Annotated in this window: 16 protein-coding genes; 13 read left to right on the forward strand and 3 right to left on the reverse strand. The window is 50.2% G+C overall.

The genetic code is table 11. The features are described 5' to 3' along the window. The first annotated feature begins 94 nt into the window (after window positions 1–94). The 10 genes from L0Y31_RS04520 to L0Y31_RS04565 all read left to right on the forward strand — a co-directional run bounded on the left by L0Y31_RS04520 (window position 95) and on the right by L0Y31_RS04565 (window position 11756). Window positions 95–754, forward strand: a complete 660-nt coding sequence (locus L0Y31_RS04520) for a GDSL-type esterase/lipase family protein (RefSeq protein ID WP_234735946.1) — start codon at window positions 95–97, stop codon at window positions 752–754. Between the two features lie 148 nt (window positions 755–902). Further along, window positions 903–2219 (forward strand): adenosylhomocysteinase, encoded by a 1317-nt coding sequence (ahcY, locus tag L0Y31_RS04525; protein ID WP_234735947.1) that lies wholly within the window; start codon window positions 903–905, stop codon window positions 2217–2219. Window positions 2220–2514: 295 nt separating this feature from the next. Continuing rightward, the gene (locus tag L0Y31_RS04530; RefSeq protein ID WP_234735948.1) at window positions 2515–3177 is read left to right on the forward strand and encodes a hypothetical protein; all 663 of its coding nucleotides are present in this window, start codon (window positions 2515–2517) and stop codon (window positions 3175–3177) included. Window positions 3178–3261: 84 nt separating this feature from the next. Then, window positions 3262–4908, forward strand: a complete 1647-nt coding sequence (locus L0Y31_RS04535; protein WP_234735949.1) for a M1 family metallopeptidase — start codon at window positions 3262–3264, stop codon at window positions 4906–4908. A gap of 25 nt (window positions 4909–4933) precedes the next feature. Continuing rightward, window positions 4934–5704: a 5'-nucleotidase C-terminal domain-containing protein gene (locus L0Y31_RS04540; RefSeq protein ID WP_234735950.1), complete on the forward strand. Its 771-nt coding sequence runs from the start codon at window positions 4934–4936 to the stop codon at window positions 5702–5704. Next, entirely contained in the window at window positions 5682–6599 is a 918-nt protein-coding gene (locus L0Y31_RS04545; RefSeq protein ID WP_234735951.1) for a metallophosphatase, read from the forward strand. Before L0Y31_RS04540 ends, L0Y31_RS04545 begins: the two co-directional genes overlap by 23 nt. A 151-nt stretch (window positions 6600–6750) precedes the next feature. Further along, window positions 6751–8685 carry a sensor histidine kinase gene (locus L0Y31_RS04550; RefSeq protein WP_234735952.1) on the forward strand — a complete coding sequence of 645 codons (1935 nt, stop codon included), beginning with the start codon at window positions 6751–6753 and terminating at the stop codon, window positions 8683–8685. A 67-nt stretch (window positions 8686–8752) separates the two neighbouring features. Continuing rightward, window positions 8753–9439, forward strand: coding sequence for a response regulator transcription factor (locus tag L0Y31_RS04555; protein WP_234735953.1), 687 nt, complete (start codon window positions 8753–8755; stop codon window positions 9437–9439). A gap of 9 nt (window positions 9440–9448) precedes the next feature. Beyond that, complete coding sequence (gene hemB, locus L0Y31_RS04560; protein ID WP_234735954.1) at window positions 9449–10417, forward strand: porphobilinogen synthase; 969 nt, start codon at window positions 9449–9451, stop codon at window positions 10415–10417. A 1-nt stretch (window position 10418) separates the two neighbouring features. Then, the gene (locus L0Y31_RS04565) at window positions 10419–11756 is read left to right on the forward strand and encodes a dihydroorotase (RefSeq protein WP_234735955.1); all 1338 of its coding nucleotides are present in this window, start codon (window positions 10419–10421) and stop codon (window positions 11754–11756) included. A 49-nt stretch (window positions 11757–11805) separates the two neighbouring features. Here L0Y31_RS04565 and L0Y31_RS04570 read toward each other — a convergent pair whose 3' ends face one another. Next, window positions 11806–12012: a hypothetical protein gene (locus tag L0Y31_RS04570; protein WP_234735956.1), complete on the reverse strand. Its 207-nt coding sequence runs from the start codon at window positions 12010–12012 to the stop codon at window positions 11806–11808. 217 nt (window positions 12013–12229) lie between these two features. Between L0Y31_RS04570 and L0Y31_RS04575 the strand changes: the two genes are divergently transcribed. The 3 genes from L0Y31_RS04575 to L0Y31_RS04585 are packed head-to-tail and all read left to right on the forward strand — an operon-like array spanning window position 12230 to window position 15697. Next, window positions 12230–13585 carry a BatD family protein gene (locus L0Y31_RS04575; protein WP_234735957.1) on the forward strand — a complete coding sequence of 452 codons (1356 nt, stop codon included), beginning with the start codon at window positions 12230–12232 and terminating at the stop codon, window positions 13583–13585. 7 nt (window positions 13586–13592) lie between these two features. Next, window positions 13593–14672, forward strand: coding sequence for a chorismate synthase (aroC, locus tag L0Y31_RS04580; protein ID WP_234735958.1), 1080 nt, complete (start codon window positions 13593–13595; stop codon window positions 14670–14672). A gap of 26 nt (window positions 14673–14698) precedes the next feature. After that, the gene (locus tag L0Y31_RS04585; protein ID WP_234735959.1) at window positions 14699–15697 is read left to right on the forward strand and encodes an FAD:protein FMN transferase; all 999 of its coding nucleotides are present in this window, start codon (window positions 14699–14701) and stop codon (window positions 15695–15697) included. Window positions 15698–15742: 45 nt separating this feature from the next. On the opposite strand, the gene L0Y31_RS04590 is transcribed toward L0Y31_RS04585, so the two are convergent. Continuing rightward, a complete protein-coding gene (locus tag L0Y31_RS04590) occupies window positions 15743–16135 on the reverse strand; it encodes an ExbD/TolR family protein (RefSeq protein ID WP_234735960.1) in 393 nt (130 codons plus the stop codon). 72 nt (window positions 16136–16207) lie between these two features. Beyond that, on the reverse strand, window positions 16208–16903 hold the full coding sequence (locus tag L0Y31_RS04595) for a MotA/TolQ/ExbB proton channel family protein (protein WP_234735961.1): 696 nt from the start codon (window positions 16901–16903) through the stop codon (window positions 16208–16210). Window positions 16904–16953: the final 50 nt, after the last annotated feature.

The following is a 16953-nucleotide window of genomic DNA, read 5'->3' on the forward strand; positions in this document are numbered from 1 at the left end:
TTTCTTTTCACAGAAGACAAGTCCCGTAGAAGCGTCTGCCGTCTACGGGGCTTTTTTTATTTTTACGCTTTCTTTCACTGAACGCCTTTGCTCCATGAAGTCAATTATTTTCGGTTTTGTTTTTCTACTGACTTACACGTTTACGTTTGCCCAGACCCAGCCACCTTTCGAAAAGGAAATTCTGGATTTTGAAGCGAAAGACAACTCCAGTAAACCGCCTAAAAATGCCATTCTTTTTACCGGTAGCTCGTCCATCCGGCTTTGGCCAGAAATGGAACGTTATTTTCCCGGTAAAGTTATTCTTCAGCGGGGTTTTGGCGGCTCGCAGCTTTCGGATGTCATTCGGTATGCCGACCGGGTGATTATTAAGTACAAGCCGAAGCAGGTTGTGGTTTATGCGGGTGAAAATGACATTGCCCTCAACGTCAGCGCTCAGGAAGTTTACAACCGCTTCGTGACCCTGTTTACCCATGTTCGTACAAAACTGCCCAAAACGCCCTTCGTATTTATTTCGCTCAAACCCAGCCCTTCGCGGCGGAAGCATCAGGCGGCAGTGCGGGAAGCCAACGACCTGATTCGAGCGTATCTGGCTAAACACAAGAAAACTACTTTTGTCGATGTGTACACCCCCATGCTGAACGGAACTGGCCCGGATGCACCGATTCGGGGTGAATTATTTAAATCGGACAGCCTGCACATGAACGAAAAAGGCTACCAAATCTGGGCGGAGAAACTGCGGCCCGTCCTGCGGTAGCGCAGATAATAAATCCCTGCGACCAAAATTAGTCTTTCTCCCGACGGCTTTTTAATTTTGTACTTTATTTGGAAGCAGCTTCGTAAGTGATTAACAACCAGAGAAAATCTGCATCTCCAATTATACATCAAATTTAGTAGACTGTATTATGTCAACACAAACGTCCACTTACGTCCCCTATAAGGTTAAGGACATTGCACTGGCCGAGTGGGGCCGCAAGGAAATTCGGCTGGCTGAAGCTGAAATGCCGGGTCTGATGGCCCTGCGTCAGGAATTCGGACCGTCGAAGCCGCTGGCGGGAGCCCGCGTTGCTGGCTGTCTGCACATGACAATCCAGACCGCCGTTCTGATTGAAACTCTGGTTGAACTGGGTGCCGAAGTAACCTGGTCTTCCTGCAATATTTTCTCAACGCAAGATCACGCCGCCGCCGCCATTGCCGCAGCGGGTATTTCGGTGTATGCCTGGAAAGGCCTGACCGAAGAAGAGTTTAACTGGTGTATCGAACAGACGTTGTTTTTCGGCGAAGAACGCCAGCCGTTGAACATGATTCTGGATGATGGTGGTGACTTAACCAACATGGTATTCGATCAGTATCCAGAACTGATTGCAGGCATCAAAGGCTTGTCGGAAGAAACCACTACGGGTGTACACCGCCTGTATGAGCGCATGAAAAATGGAACGCTGCACCTGCCTTCCATCAACGTGAACGACTCGGTAACGAAGTCTAAATTCGATAACAAATACGGCTGCCGGGAGTCACTGGTAGACGCCATTCGCCGCGCTACGGATTTGATGATGGCTGGAAAAGTAGCCGTTGTTGCCGGTTATGGTGACGTGGGTAAAGGCTCCGCCGAATCCCTGCGGGGCGTAGGCTGCCGCGTATTGGTTACCGAAATCGACCCAATCTGCGCCCTGCAAGCGGCGATGGATGGTTACGAAGTAATCACGATGGACGAAGCAGCCGAGCGCGCCAACATCTTCGTGACGGCAACCGGTAACGTGAACATCATTCGCGAACGTCATTTCAGAAAGATGCGTGACAAAGCCGTTGTGTGTAACATCGGTCACTTCGACAACGAAATCGACATGGCCTGGTTGAACCAAACCTACGGCAACACCAAGTCGGCCATTAAGCCGCAGGTGGACATGTACGAAATCGATGGCAAAGAAATCATCGTGCTGGCCGAAGGCCGCCTGGTAAACCTGGGTTGCGCGATGGGTCACCCGTCTTTCGTGATGTCGTGCTCGTTCTCCAACCAGACGCTGGCGCAGCTGGAATTGTGGAACAACGCGGATAAATACGAGAAAAAAGTATACGTGCTGCCGAAGCACCTGGATGAGAAAGTAGCCGCCTTGCACCTGGCTCACGTTGGTGCCAAGCTGGATACGCTCGATAAGGAGCAGGCCGACTATATTGGCGTTCAGGTGGAAGGTCCATTCAAGTCGGAGATGTACCGCTACTAAGCCATAAACAGCTATTTTTCATAAAAAAGCGCGACTTCAGAAACGGAGTTGCGCTTTTTTAGTTCTTTCTATAAAATTATGTACGTAGTCGGTTTCTGGTTCGTTTGATTAAAACCGGTCAATCCGGAAAAGTTAACCGCAAAACCAAATGGCTCTTGGTTTAGCAAATATGTATCGAATCAAAAGTTGGTCAGGCTTTTTTGGCTGTCTGGGATTTCTTTTCGTTAGTGGATTGGCACACGGGTTTTCCGCATCCGATAGTCGCTTTACCAGGCCTGGTTGGCGATCGGACACCTTGCTTACGGATACCCTGCTTACGCCTGCGCCGGATTCTGCCGGGCGTATCAAACCCCGCATTACGTTTGCCTTTAACCTCGATTTCCGAACCTCCTTTCTGCTCCGGCGGCGCGTCAATATCTGGGGAATCAACTCGGGCATTGTCTTTGGCAAAAAGCGCCACCAGCTTACTCTTGGCTATTATTGGGTTTCGTATAACACCTATCTAAGGCTCATCAATTGGCGCAAAGATGCGGCCCGACGCATCAACCTGGATTATTACACCGAATCAGACATGTGGTTTGTCAGCACCTTATACTGGTGCAATGTGATCAACAACGACCGGTGGATGCTGACCATTCCCATTGAACTCGGCGGTGGAGTGGCCACCACCATGCCCCACGACCTCCGGACGGATGTGCAGCTTGACCGCACGAAGCGCGCTTTCTTTGTACCAGCTCAGATCGGCCTTTATACGCAGTGGAAAGCCACACGCTGGGTCGGGCTGAGTGCGCAGATTGGCTACCGCTATTCGGTCTTTCAAACGTCTATCAACCAACATTATAACGGAACCTATTATAGTTTTGGTGCTACCATTTACCCGACTTTCTGGATTGATGCCTGGCGCTTTATCACTAAAAAAGAGCCCCTTAAGCCCCTTCATCCACGGCGTGTCAAATAAGGCTGAAAAATGCCTCTTTCTCCTGCCGCTCCCGATCCGTACCCGATTATTTTGTATCTTTGACTACAACTTGTACGCCGGTTCATGAAACATTATTTACGACTCATTGTCTTTCTTTTTTGTCCGATTATTCTTCAGGCACAAACGTCTGACTTACCTCCTGAACCTAAGAAATTCACCCGCCAAGATACGCTTCGTGGCTCGCTACGCCCCGAACGCACTTGCTACGACGTTACCTTTTATGACCTTAATCTGACTGTTAACCCGTCTACCAAAGCCATTGCTGGTCACAACATCATACGCTACCGGGTTAAAACGCCGTTCTCGCGCATGCAGGTTGACTTGTTCGAAAACCTGGCCGTTGAGAGCATCACGCAGGCGGGCCAAGCATTGAAGTTCGAGCGGGAAGGCGCCGCTATCTGGATTACCATGGACACGCCGCAAACCGCTGGAAAAATTCAGGAGATTAAAGTAACCTACAGCGGCAAGCCCCGCGAAGCCATCAAGGCCCCCTGGGATGGCGGATTCTCGTGGAAAAAAGACAGCACGGGAAAAGACTGGGTTGGTGTTTCCTGCGAAGGGTTGGGCGCTAGTTCCTGGTGGCCCTGCAAAGACCATCTTTCCGACGAGCCAGACTCGATGCGGATGACATTCCGGGTGCCACGTGGCCTCACCGCTGTCTCCAACGGGGTGCTTCGGAGTCGCCGCGAGGTCGGTGCAGCCCAGACGGAGTTTGTCTGGGCAGTTAGTTACCCCATCAACAGTTATAACGTGACCTTTAATCTGGGCGATTACGTTCACTTTTCCGATACCTACCGGAGTCGCGACCATAAATACCTCAAACTGAATTACTACGTTCTCAAATACAACACTAAAAAAGCGAAGCCCCACTTCGAGCAGGTGAAAGGAATGCTGGATTGCTACGAGTGGCATTTTGGGCATTATCCGTTCTGGCGGGATGGTTTCGCGCTGGTTGAAACGCCTTACTGGGGCATGGAACACCAAAGCGCCATTGCTTACGGCAACAATTACCAAAACAATCCGTTTGGTTTTGATTTTATCATTATTCACGAAAGCGGCCACGAATATTTTGGCAATAGCGTTAGCTGCGCCGATCACGCCGAAATGTGGATTCACGAGGCCTTTACCACCTACATGGAGTCGATTTATGTGGAGTGTACCCAGGGCTATGAACAATCGCAGAAATACATTGCTACCCAGAAGAAGCTGGTTAAAAATCAGTTTCCAATGCTGGGACCGCTGGGCGTTAATTACGAAGCCCAGGACAACGACATTTATTACAAGGGCGCCTGGCTGCTGAACACCCTGCGTCACGTTGTGGATGACGATGATCTTTGGTTCCGGGCACTGCGGCAAGTGTACACGGACATGAAGCACTCGGTTGTTTCGACCCCAAGAGTAATTGAGTTGATGAGTCGGGAACTAAAAAGAGATGTAAAACCTATTTTTAATCAGTATCTTAACTACGCAAAATTGCCCGTGTTCGAATACAAAGTAACCGATAAAGGCGAAACGCTGGAAATTCAGCATCGCTGGGATGCGGAGGGTGAAGGTTTTACGATGCCGACCAAAGTTGGTTTTGGATTTAATCCCAAACACACCATCTATCCGACCCGCGAATGGCAGACTACCGTTTTGAAAAAGCAAAATGGCTGGTTTCACGTAGCATCAAATTTATATCTGATCGGCATCCGACCACTTTCTTTATGATTTATTAGGTGTCTTCACCTGACCTATGCGAAATCTATTTGGTAAACTAATTCTTGCCTGCCTCCTACTGTCGGGATGCCGGACAAACTATCACCTGACGGGACAAACTGCCCAGCGCCTTGAGGTGAACCAGACGGTTGCTACCGATAGCAGCCTCTCCCAGATGCTACAGCCTTACCGTCAGAGACTTGATCAGACGATGAATGAAGTGCTGGTTCAGTCGGCGGTACGATTGGATAAAGCCAAGCCGGAATCTGCACTGAACAACCTGCTGGCCGATGCATTACTGATTCAGGCTCGCCAGCGCACGGGCCAGGCTATTGATCTTTCGCACTTGAATTATGGCGGTATTCGCAATTCGCTTCCCCAGGGGCCGATTCGTGTCAGTCATATTTTTGAGGTGATGCCTTTCGACAACAAAATTACCATCCTCACCCTAAATGGACCGGGGTTGCTGCAATTCCTGAATCACTTTATAAGTCGGGAAGCGGGCGAACGCGTATTGATCATCGGTGGTGCCCGCGTGGTTGCCAACGCTTCGGGAATTGAATCGATTGCTTTTTCGGATGGCCGCACCTTCCAGGCCAGCGCCCTGCAACCCGCCCAAACTTTCAAGGTGGCTCTTAGCGATTACATTGCCGAAGGAGGCGACGATGCTTTTTTCCTGAAAAATGCCCAGAAACGGGAAGATACCGGTTTTCTGATCCGCGAAGCTTTTATTGATTATTTCCGGCAACTTGGAAAGTCCGGCCAACCCATTAACCCGACCATTGATGGACGCATTACACGCAACTAGACGCGATTTTCTAAAGTTACTCGGCACGGCCGCCGTTATCGGTAGCGTGGCGCCCGAAGCCTTGGCAGGAGCCAAAACCACGAAAATAACCATTCTGCATACCAACGACGTGCACAGTCGCCTCGACCCCTTCCCGATGGATGGCAGCCGCAACGCGGGTAAAGGTGGCGTTGCCCGCCGGGCGGCTCTGATCGACCAGATTCGTCGGGAGCAGGAAGCCGTGTTGGTGTTTGATGCCGGTGATTTGTTTCAGGGAACGCCTTACTTTAACTTCTACAATGGCGAGCCGGAAATTCTGGCCATGAACCGGATGCAGTACGACGCCGCCACCATCGGAAACCACGATTTCGACGGCGGGATCGAGAACATGCGGGATCAATTCGCAAAGGCTAAATTTCCGTTTCTGATTGCCAACTACGACTTCCGAAATACCGTCATGGAAGGCCGGACGGAGCCTTACAAAATCTTCAACAAGGGGGGCATCCGGATTGGCGTTTTTGGCTTGGGCATTGAACCCAAAGGACTCATTCCCGCCAACCTGTACAAAGAAACCCGGTACCTCGATCCGGTCGAAACGGCGAATAATACGGCAGCTATGCTGCGCAACGACAAGAAATGCAATTACGTCATTTGCCTGTCGCACCTGGGTTACGATTACAAAGAAAACACCATTTCCGACCGCAGGCTGGCGGCCCAAAGCCGTAATCTGGATCTGATTATCGGTGGCCATACGCACACGTTTCTGGAAACGCCCGCTAGCGTGATGAACGCCGACGGAAAGCCGGTTTTGATCAATCAGGTGGGTTGGGCCGGTATTTATCTGGGCCGATTTGATTTGGTTTTTGAAGCAGGCAAGGCAACCGTTCAGGACGGACAGGCGGTACCTGTTCGGTAGTTTTCGAGCTCAATAAACCGTTAATTATTCCTAAATCCGAACCATCAAATTCATAAACTTTGTTAAAATAATACCGGTGTATCTGTTCATCGGCCCATGACGTTGTATTTTTATATCCAACTGATTGAGAGCTTGAACAAGGGATAAAAGAATGACAAAGCAGCGAATACGATGGATTGCCGTGTTGATGACGGTAGGGTTGTTGGGGTTGATTTCTCTGCAACTTTTCTGGATCAACAACGCGCTATCGCTTCAAAAAGAACAATTCGATTATAAAGTAACGGATGCCCTGCAAGAGGTGATTCGGACGCTCGAACGGCAGGAAATTCAGTACCTGACCCGCCAGCGCCTGAGCCAGCAAGAGAAGCAGCAACGCCTAATGGCCATTGCACGCCCCGCCAAGGTAGAAGAACGGAAACCAGTTGCCAAAAAAATACAGCGCCAGCAGCCTACAACGGAGCCTTCTTCAGCTCCGTCGAGTGAATCCCTACTGGTCGGGGAGTCTACCTACCCGAACGCGCTGTCGAATTCCAACGCTTCGCTTCGCCTGACCGGCGACCGGGCAGTGCGGCTACGGCCCCACCCCCAGGTTTCCCCCTCGGATGTGCTGCACGCTGATTTTCAGAAACTATCCGAAGTACAACAACGCTTTCTGGAAGACATCATTCGTCAGCAGGATGCTCTGGGGCCGGAAGAATTGTGGAACCTGCAACTGCGCCAGCAACAGCATTTAAACCAGTTGGTCGATCGGGTTTTTCAGCGTCAATTGAAACTGATGGTTGGTCAGGAGCAACCTGATACTGTTTCGCTGGTGAAGCCCGTGACCGTGGCTAAGAAAGAGATCGTTCGGAAGGTATTGTCGCGCAAAAGGAATGCCGCTCCCGTTGGGTCGGTCTCCTCGCCCGTTTCGTCCGTGATTAGCGACCGGTTGACGAAAGCAACCCGCCAATCGGAAATGGTAAAAGAGGTTATTCAGGATTTACTGTTTGCGAATCGGCCCATCGAAAGCCGCGTGAATCGCTACATTGTTGATACGTTGCTGAAGCGGGCGGTTCAGGAGCGGGGTATTACCATTCCGTTTGAATACGGCGTTCGGACGCGGCAGGGCACTGCATCGGCCAAACCAGCGTTACTTTTCGCTTCGCACAAAAGGACTCAAGATCAAGCTGAAGCCAGTTTAGAGGATCGAAAAATCTACAAGGCAGTACTTTTTCCGAATAATCTCTACGAAAGTGGCAACATGCTGTACGTTTATTTTCCGAATCAGGAAGAGTTTATTCTCCGGCAGATGATGGCCACGCTGGCGAGTTCGGCGGTAATTGTTCTGGTCATTATGGCTTGCTTTTACATTGCCATTAGCACCATTGTCCGGCAGAAAAAACTGGCGGATATTAAGAATGACTTCATCAACAACATGACCCATGAGTTTAAAACGCCTATTTCCACAATCTCACTGGCGGTAGAAATGGCGCAGGACCAGTTGACAGGCGGCCCCACAGAACCGTCCCGGCTGACGCGCTACATGGGAATTATCAAGGAAGAGACGAAAAGACTCGGCACGCACGTTGAGAAAGTGTTGCAAATGGCACTGCTTGATCGTGGCGAAGTCAAGCTAAAGCTGTCAGAAGTTAATATTCACGATACCCTAGTCCGGGTTTTGAATACGATTGGCCTTCAGATTGAGCAGAAACAAGGGCAGGTAACGATGGATTTTGAGGCGGAAAACGAACTGATTGAAGCCGACGAAGTGCACCTTAGTAATATTATTTACAACCTTTTGGACAACGCCATCAAATATTCACCCGAAAGTCCGAACATCACGCTGCGGACGCGTAGCCTGGAAAACGGCGTGAGCGTTACCATTGCTGATAACGGCATTGGCATGTCGAAAGAGCAAATCAACCGAATTTTCGAGAAATTTTACCGGGTGCCAACGGGTAACCTGCACGATGTCAAAGGATTTGGCTTAGGCCTTAGTTACGTCAAAAAGATGATTGACGAACACCACGGCAGCATCCGGGTCAGAAGCCAGCCCGGCAAAGGAAGCGAATTTGAAGTAGTTATTCCATACAAACAAACGAGTTAACTAACTGATGACGCAGGAGTGGGCAGTGGCTTTTCCAGTCTGCTCCTGCGTCATGTAGAACAAGATCATGCCGAAACTCTTACTGGTAGAAGATGATCCGAACCTGGGTCAATTGTTGCAGGAGTATTTATCTGCTAAAGGCTACGATACGGACCTGGCAACGGACGGAAACAAGGGCTGGCAGGAGTTCATCGCCAACACCTACGATCTGTGCATTTTCGATGTGATGCTGCCCAAGAAAGACGGTTTTTCGCTGGCTAAGGAGGTTCGAATGTCGGGCCGGGACATTCCCATTATTTTCCTGACAGCCAAGTCCATGAAAGAAGACACGATTCATGGATTCCGCGTGGGAGCCGACGACTATATGACCAAACCGTTCAGCATGGAAGAGCTTTTGCTGCGGATTCAGGCTATTTTGCGCCGCTACCGGAAAGAAGACACACCAGCACAATCGTCTATCTACCAGATTGGTACGTATTCCTTCGATTATGATCACCAGCTATTGTCGCGGAACGGTAACGAACAGACCCAGAAACTAACCAGTAAGGAATCAGAGTTACTTAAATTATTTGCTCAAAATAAAAATCAGCCACTTAGTCGCAGCTTTGCCCTGAAACTCATCTGGGGTGACGATTCGTATTTCAACGCCCGGAGCATGGACGTTTATATCACCAAACTTCGGAAGTATTTGAAAGAAGACGAATCGGTGCAGATTGTCAACCTGCATGGCGAAGGGTTTAAACTAATGGCTTAACTTTACACCATGATTCGAAGACCTCGTAGAAACCGCCAATCGGCCGCCATGCGCGATCTGGTGCAGGAAACCAATTTATCCGTCAACGACTTCATTTTTCCGATGTTTATCACGGAAGGCGAACGCGTTCGGACCGAAGTGGCCTCCATGCCCGGCATTTACCGGTATTCACTGGACTTGCTGCTGGACGAAATACAGGAATGTGTCGATTTAGGCATTTCAGCCATCGACTTATTTCCTAACCTGTCTGATTCTAAGAAAGATAAATACGCTACTGAAAGCTACAATCCCGACGGTTTGTTTATCCGGTCAGTCCGGGCGATCAAAGACCGTTTCCCCGATCTAGTGGTGATGACCGACGTGGCGATGGACCCTTACAGCTCCGACGGCCACGATGGCATTGTGGAGAATGGCAAAATCCTGAACGATCCGACGCTGGAAGTACTGGGTAAAATGACGCTTGCTCAGGCCGAAGCCGGAGCCGACATCATCGGACCTTCCGACATGATGGATGGCCGGGTGGGCTACCTGCGGAAGGCGCTGGACGAAGCTGGTTTTCAGCATGTTTCCATTATGTCTTACACGGCAAAATACGCTAGTGCGTTCTACGGTCCATTCCGGGATGCCCTGAATTCGGCTCCCAAGTTTGGCGATAAAAAAACCTACCAGATGAATCCGGCCAATAGTCGGGAGGCGCTGATCGAAGCCGAACTGGATTTTGCGGAAGGAGCAGATATTCTGATGGTTAAACCCGCGCTGGCTTATCTGGACATCATTAAACTGCTGAACGATAACTTCAACATTCCGATTGCGGCATACAACGTTAGCGGCGAATACGCCATGATTAAGGCGGCGGCCCGCAACGGCTGGCTGGACGGCGAACGCGCCATGCTTGAGTCGCTGATGGCCATGAAACGCGCCGGAGCCAAAATCATCCTGACGTACTTTGCCAAGGAATTCGCCCTCTTAAATCAATAAAATGCCCACGCTGCTGATTCTCAACGCCCGGCTGGTAAACGAAGGCCAGATTCGGGATGCTGACGTATACATAAAAGATGGTTTCATCGAACAGATTGGAACGGGCCTGAGCGGACGCACCGCCGACACGGTGATTGACGCGCAGGGGCAATACCTGCTCCCGGGCGTTATCGACGACCAGGTGCATTTCCGGGAGCCGGGCCTCACCCACAAGGCAACCATTGCTTCGGAAGCGCGGGCCGCCGTAGCCGGTGGGACCACTTCCTTCATGGAAATGCCCAATACGGTTCCAAATGCGCTGACGCAGACCTTACTGGCCGACAAATACGCCATCGCCGAACGGACTTCGCTGGCGAACTACTCGTTTTTTATGGGTGGCTCAAACGATAACATCGACGAGGTATTACGGACAGACGCGCGCAACGTTTGCGGCATTAAACTCTTCATGGGTTCGTCGACGGGCAACATGCTGGTGGATAATGTACAGGTGCTGGAAACGGTGTTTAGCCAAAGTCCGATGCTCATTGCCACCCACTGCGAAGACGAAGCAACCATCCGGGCGGCCACCGAACACTATCGGCAGCAATACGGTGAAGACGCCCCCGCCCGCATTCACCCGTTGGTTCGCGATGAGCAGGCTTGTTTGAAATCTTCGTCGCTGGCGGTGAGTCTGGCGAAGAAATACAATACCCGACTGCACATTTTGCACATCTCAACGGCGGATGAGCTGAGCTTGTTTACCAACGACATTCCGCTCAGCCAAAAGCGCATTACGGCGGAGGTCTGTGTGCATCATCTCTGGTTTTCGGCGGATGATTACGAGCAATTGGGTAACCAAATCAAGTGTAACCCGGCCATTAAAGCGCCCCACAACCGGACCGCACTCTGGGAAGGCTTGCTAGACGACCGGCTCGACATCATTGCCACCGACCATGCTCCGCACACCTGGCCCGAAAAACAGCAAACGTACTGGAAAGCCCCATCTGGTCTGCCGCTGGTTCAGCACGCACTGACCATGATGCTGCAAGCGGTTCAGGAAGGTAAAATTACGCTTGAACGCGTGGTAGAGAAGATGAGCCACGCCCCGGCGGAGTGCTTTCAGATCGACCGGCGTGGGTATGTGCGGGAAGGTTACTGGGCCGATTTAGTTCTGGTTGATTCGAAGAAGCCGACCACTATTTCGAAAGAGAACATACAATACCAATGTGGCTGGTCGCCGCTGGAGGGAAGTACCTTTAGCTCGTCCGTTACACACACGATTGTTTCCGGGCATGTGGCCTACGCGAATGGGCAGTTTAACAATTTGATAACAGGAAAGCGTTTAGTATTTAACCGATAAAATAAAGAAGCCCGTCGCAAAACGGGCTTCAGTCGTGTTTTTCTATATACTAACTTAATAGTCGGACCCGCCTAAAACAGCGGTTCAAGATAGACAAGTAAAGGTTACTAAATTTTTCATAACACCAAGATTTTAACTCTTTCACTTCATCAGGCACTAAGTCCCGAATGGCTTTTTTGAGTTCTTTTTCAAACAAAGTCTTATCAAAGCTAACTTTTTGCAGAATAGTTTTGATATACTCTAACATTGTTGCCATACTGCATGCTACGTTTTTATGTTTGTGAATGTAGGAAGGTTTAGGAGCGTTACTGTTTCAATCAGAATTATCCAATTGCGTTTAACTCCAATCTCTGTAACGCCTTGTTTGGAATTTTGTTGCCCCAAATTTAGCAATGAAACTTTTAAAATTCTATTATTTTTTTGTATTATTTATTTATTACCTGCCCAATGTTGCATTCAGTCATAGTGGCTTAATGCAAGAAAACCCTATATCCATTGAGTTGGGTGAGACGAATATTTCGATTGAACGGCCTTTCACCATTTCTGTCATTTTAAAAAACAGCGAAACCCGCCCCACCATAACATTTCCAGATATTAAAGGCTTTACTAAACGCGGACGAGAAACCAGCGTTACAACCAATTTACTGAACGGAAAGTCTATCGTTTCTCAAATAATTACGCAAAATTACCTGGCTAATAAGACAGGCCAGTACGAATTACCTGCTTTCACGCTTACAATCGACGAAACCAGCATCCGCTCCGAAGGGGCAACCATCACCGTTAGAGCGGCTACCACTCCTCCCGGCTCAGCTACCGCCCAAAGCAGCTCTACCGCTCCGCAGTCGCAGTCAATCAGTGTTCCCGGCCCTGCTTTCCTTTCGCTTTCTACGTCAAAAAATGCAGTTTACGTGGGCGAAGGATTCACGGTAAAATTGGCACTATTTGTGGCCGAAACCTATCCGTTTGAGTTAAGTTTCTATGAACTCGAACAGCAGCTACAACAACTGTTAAAAAAGCTTCGCCCCACGAATTGTTGGGAGGAAAATGCCGGAATTGCCGAAGTCCAAAGCCAGCCGGTTACGCTCAACGGCAAGCGATTTACAGAGTATCGCATCTACCAGGCTACGTTTTTTCCACTCAACAAACAGCCCATTCAATTTCCGACGGCGGCCTTGCAAATGGTGCGCTTCAAACCAGCGGCCACGCCCGGAGGCAAGCGCATAAAAGAGATTGTCCCGTTTGCCTCAAAACCTTTAAGTATTGCCGTAAGAGCCTTGCCGCCGCACCCACTCAACGACCGCGTTCCGGTGGGCCAGTACCGGCTTTTTGATTACGTTTCCCGCCGCAATCCGGCGGTTGGGCAAAGTGTACAGTACGATTTGCGCATTGACGGCGAAGGCAATATCGCTTCGCTACCCGCTCCAAACCTGCCACAACACGCCGGACTTGACATTTTTCCACCCGAAGAGAGCACGTCTATCAACCGGAGTGGTGGGACGGTCAGGGGATATAAGCGATTTCGGTACCTGCTAGTACCCCGGCAAAACGGCGTTTTCCCCCTGAAAAAGCTGTTCCAGTTCATCTATTTCGATCCTCAGCGGAATCGATACGATACACTGTATGCCACGCAGCGAATACAGGTCGGCGGCATCAGCACAACGGCGGAAGACACCGTTCAGGTTAGTTTACCCGGCTCCATCTATACTGGTATCGAGAAAATAAGCAGCACCAATCAGCCCCTGAACCCCCAGGAATTGATACGAATTGTAGCCAATGTGCTGATTATGGTCATGATTCTGGGAACGATCTATTTACTTTGGAAGAAATAACGATTTCATGAGCAGTACCTACGGAACCCTTTTCAAAATTTCTACTTACGGCGAATCGCACGGCGCGGCAATCGGTGTAGTCATCGATGGCTGTCCTGCCGGTATTGATTTTGATACCAATTTTATTCAGTCCGAGCTGGATCGTCGCAAGCCCGGCCAATCGCGCATCACGACGCAGCGGCGCGAGAAAGACGAATTTCAGGTTTTATCCGGTTTATTCGAAGGCAAAACAACCGGTACTCCCATCAGCCTGGTGATCTGGAACGAAGACCAGCGCAGTAAAGATTATTCGCACATTGCCCAGCAGTTCCGCCCTTCGCACGCGGATTATACCTACCAGCAAAAATACGGCATTCGCGATTACCGGGGCGGCGGACGCAGCTCCGCACGCGAAACGGCGGCTCGGGTAGCGGCGGGTGCCATTGCCAAGTTGCTGCTGCAACAGCAGGGCGTCTCGATTCAGGCGTATGTGTCGCAAGTAGGTAAATTAAAGCTGGAAACGCCTTACCAGCAGCTAGACCTTGCCCGGGCCGAAGAAAACGCCGTGCGTTGCCCTGATCCGGTAATGGCACAAGAGATGTTTGACTACATCGACGAAACGCGCAAAAAAGGTGATTCAATTGGCGGGGTCGTTTCCTGCGTTATTCAGGGGGCACCCGTGGGCTGGGGCGAGCCAGTATTCGATAAGTTACACGCAGAACTGGGTAAAGCCATGCTCAGCATCAACGCCGTGAAAGGCTTCGAATACGGCAGCGGATTTGCTGGCGTGGAGCTTTTTGGTTCAGAACACAACGACGAGTTTTATAAAGACGAAACCGGCAAAGTTCACACAAAATCAAACCATTCGGGGGGTATTCAGGGCGGCATTTCGAACGGAGAAGATATTTATTTCCGTGTTGCCTTCAAGCCCGTAGCCACCATTATGCAGGACCAGGAGAGCGTCGATGCCGATGGTAATTCGGTTACGGTCTCGGGCAAAGGCCGTCACGATCCCTGCGTAGTTCCCCGCGCCGTGCCTATCGTGGAAGCCATGGCCGCCCTGGTACTGGCTGATTTTTACCTGCGCAACAAAGCAACGCAACGCTGATTTTCGCATCTGAAAAGACTAGGAATTTGCGTTACCATCGCCTTTTTTGGATTGTTGGCTGGCTGAGCTGGTGGATTAGTCTAACGGCGCAAAGTCAGCCGCTCAATCGGTATGCGTACAACCGGGGACTGTTTGGGACGCATTTCGGCCTGATTCTGTACGCGCCCAACGACAGTCTGGCTACTACGGCCAAAAACGCCGTTTACGCCCGCATGGATTCCCTAAACGGCGTCATGAGCGATTACCTGGACGGGAGCGAAATCAATCGCTTGTCGGCGACGGCGGGCACCAACCAGTGGGTTCCGGTCTCGCCGTCCCTGTTTGCGGTTTTGCAAAAAGCTGTTAGTATCGCCAAGGCTTCGGATGGCCTGTTTGATCCTACGGTTGGCCCACTGGCGCAATTATGGCGGCGAGCGGTTCGCCGGAAAGTTTTTCCCAGTAAGGCCGATATTCGCAAAGCGCATCGTTTGGTTGATTACCGGCTTATCGAACTGGATTCCCTTAAGCAAGCAGTCAAGCTAAAGCGGGCTGGCATGCGGCTGGATGTTGGTGGTATTGGGCAAGGATACGCCATTGACGAAGGCATGGCCGTTTTACGGACCCACGGCATTCGATCTGCTTTGCTGGATATTGGCGGTGATATTCTGGTGAGTGATCCGCCGCCCGGTGAGCGCGGCTGGCGCATTCAGACCGGAATAGGTGCCGATACGCTGAAGCTCTATTTGAAAAATATTGCCATTACCACCTCCGGCGCCGATCATCGTTACCTGGAACACGAGGGGAAACGCTACTCCCACCTGCTTGACCCGCGAACGGGCATTGGGCTGCGCCAACATGCCTGGACAACAGTTATTGCCCCCGACGGCGTGCGGGCCGATGCGCTGACTAAAGTTTTCAGCGTGGCTCGTATTCGGAAAAGCAAGAAACTGCTGAAGCGTTTTCCGGGCGTTTCCGTCTGGCAGGTCGAGCAGCGCAAGAACAAACCAACTAGCTGGAAATCCACTGGTTTCGACACCTACCAATAAAAAAGCCGACTCACGTCGGCTTTTTTGTCTTAGGCATTCTATAGTCTATTTGGCGGTAGCCATGACCATTTTGATGTTCAATTTGGCCCCTGTTTGCAGCACATCGACCAGATCCTGTACCGTTAGCGACTTGTCAAACCGAACCACAATGGTTGGCTCGGCAATACCCGTCATAATGGTTTGCATTTCTGTTTCCAGGTTCGCTTTGTCGATGGGGCGTTTGTCGATGAAGTAGTTTTTTTCGCCATCGACCGACAACGTAACCTGTTTTTTCGCAACCTGCTGCGCCGACGACGCTTTTGGCAATAAAAGCTTGATGACGTTCGGATTGGCAACGGTCGAAATAATCAAAAAGAACAACAGCAGAAAGAACATGATGTCGTTCAGCGAGGAGGTAGCTACCTCAGCAGCAAATTTATTTTTCCGACGGAATTTCAAGGTTAGAAAACGTTTGATGGTTATTGGTCAATGCTGAACCAGCAGCCGTTAAACCGTACACTTTAAAATGGCTTATCGTACCCGTGCTTCGGTTGGTTTCTGCAACACTTCCATAAACTCGAAGGCGTTGATTTCCAGCTTTAGCGTGAATTTTTCGATCAGCATGTTCAGAAGGTGATAGCCCGTGTAGGCAATTACACCGACCACCAGACCCGCACCCGACGTGATCATTTTTTCGTAAAGACCACCGGCAATAATCCCCACGCTGATGTTATCGGATAGCGAAATGTCATAGAAAATCCGGATGATCCCCGAGATCGTACCGATAAAACCGAGCATCGGCGCGATACCGGCAATAATTCCCAGATAACCCAGATTGCGCTCCAGCCGGGAAATTTCGATCTGGCCGACGGTTTCCAGCGTTCCTTCAATGTCCTTGATGGGTGAACCCAGGCGACCCACGGCTTTTTCAAAAATACGGCCAATGGAATTCCGCTGGTTTTTGCAAAACGACTCGGCCGACTTGATATTCCCCTGCATGACCATGTCCTTTACATTGTCGATGAAGTTGTCGTCTACCTTCGTGTTGCTCCGGATGAACAGCCAGCGTTCAATAATCAGGTACAGCGTAAGGAAAAACAAAATACTAATGGGAATCATAACCCATCCCCCTTTTGCCACCAAATCGAACAGTTGAATGCTTTGGGTTTGAGCCTGTGCCGCAGTTGCTGTTGTATCAATCGCTGGCGATGCTTGTAGCAGAATCATTTATAAATGGGGATTAAACAGATTTATGGATATACCAGATAACTGCAATT

The organism is Tellurirhabdus bombi, assembly GCF_021484805.1.
In the GTDB taxonomy this organism is placed as follows: Bacteria; Bacteroidota; Bacteroidia; order Cytophagales; family Spirosomataceae; genus Tellurirhabdus; species Tellurirhabdus bombi.

What these genes read in the sequence shown, in the direction of transcription:
- L0Y31_RS04520 (WP_234735946.1), top strand. Translation starts at nt 95, where the DNA reads ATGAAGTCAATTATTTTCGGTTTTGTTTTTCTACTGACTTACACGTTT.
- ahcY (WP_234735947.1), top strand. Translation starts at nt 903, where the DNA reads ATGTCAACACAAACGTCCACTTACGTCCCCTATAAGGTTAAGGACATT.
- L0Y31_RS04535 (WP_234735949.1), top strand. Translation starts at nt 3,262, where the DNA reads ATGAAACATTATTTACGACTCATTGTCTTTCTTTTTTGTCCGATTATT.
- L0Y31_RS04540 (WP_234735950.1), top strand. Translation starts at nt 4,934, where the DNA reads ATGCGAAATCTATTTGGTAAACTAATTCTTGCCTGCCTCCTACTGTCG.
- L0Y31_RS04545 (WP_234735951.1), top strand. Translation starts at nt 5,682, where the DNA reads ATGGACGCATTACACGCAACTAGACGCGATTTTCTAAAGTTACTCGGC.
- L0Y31_RS04550 (WP_234735952.1), top strand. Translation starts at nt 6,751, where the DNA reads ATGACAAAGCAGCGAATACGATGGATTGCCGTGTTGATGACGGTAGGG.
- L0Y31_RS04555 (WP_234735953.1), top strand. Translation starts at nt 8,753, where the DNA reads ATGCCGAAACTCTTACTGGTAGAAGATGATCCGAACCTGGGTCAATTG.
- hemB (WP_234735954.1), top strand. Translation starts at nt 9,449, where the DNA reads ATGATTCGAAGACCTCGTAGAAACCGCCAATCGGCCGCCATGCGCGAT.
- L0Y31_RS04565 (WP_234735955.1), top strand. Translation starts at nt 10,419, where the DNA reads ATGCCCACGCTGCTGATTCTCAACGCCCGGCTGGTAAACGAAGGCCAG.
- L0Y31_RS04570 (WP_234735956.1), bottom strand. Translation starts at nt 12,012, where the DNA reads ATGGCAACAATGTTAGAGTATATCAAAACTATTCTGCAAAAAGTTAGC.
- L0Y31_RS04575 (WP_234735957.1), top strand. Translation starts at nt 12,230, where the DNA reads ATGCAAGAAAACCCTATATCCATTGAGTTGGGTGAGACGAATATTTCG.
- aroC (WP_234735958.1), top strand. Translation starts at nt 13,593, where the DNA reads ATGAGCAGTACCTACGGAACCCTTTTCAAAATTTCTACTTACGGCGAA.
- L0Y31_RS04595 (WP_234735961.1), bottom strand. Translation starts at nt 16,903, where the DNA reads ATGATTCTGCTACAAGCATCGCCAGCGATTGATACAACAGCAACTGCG.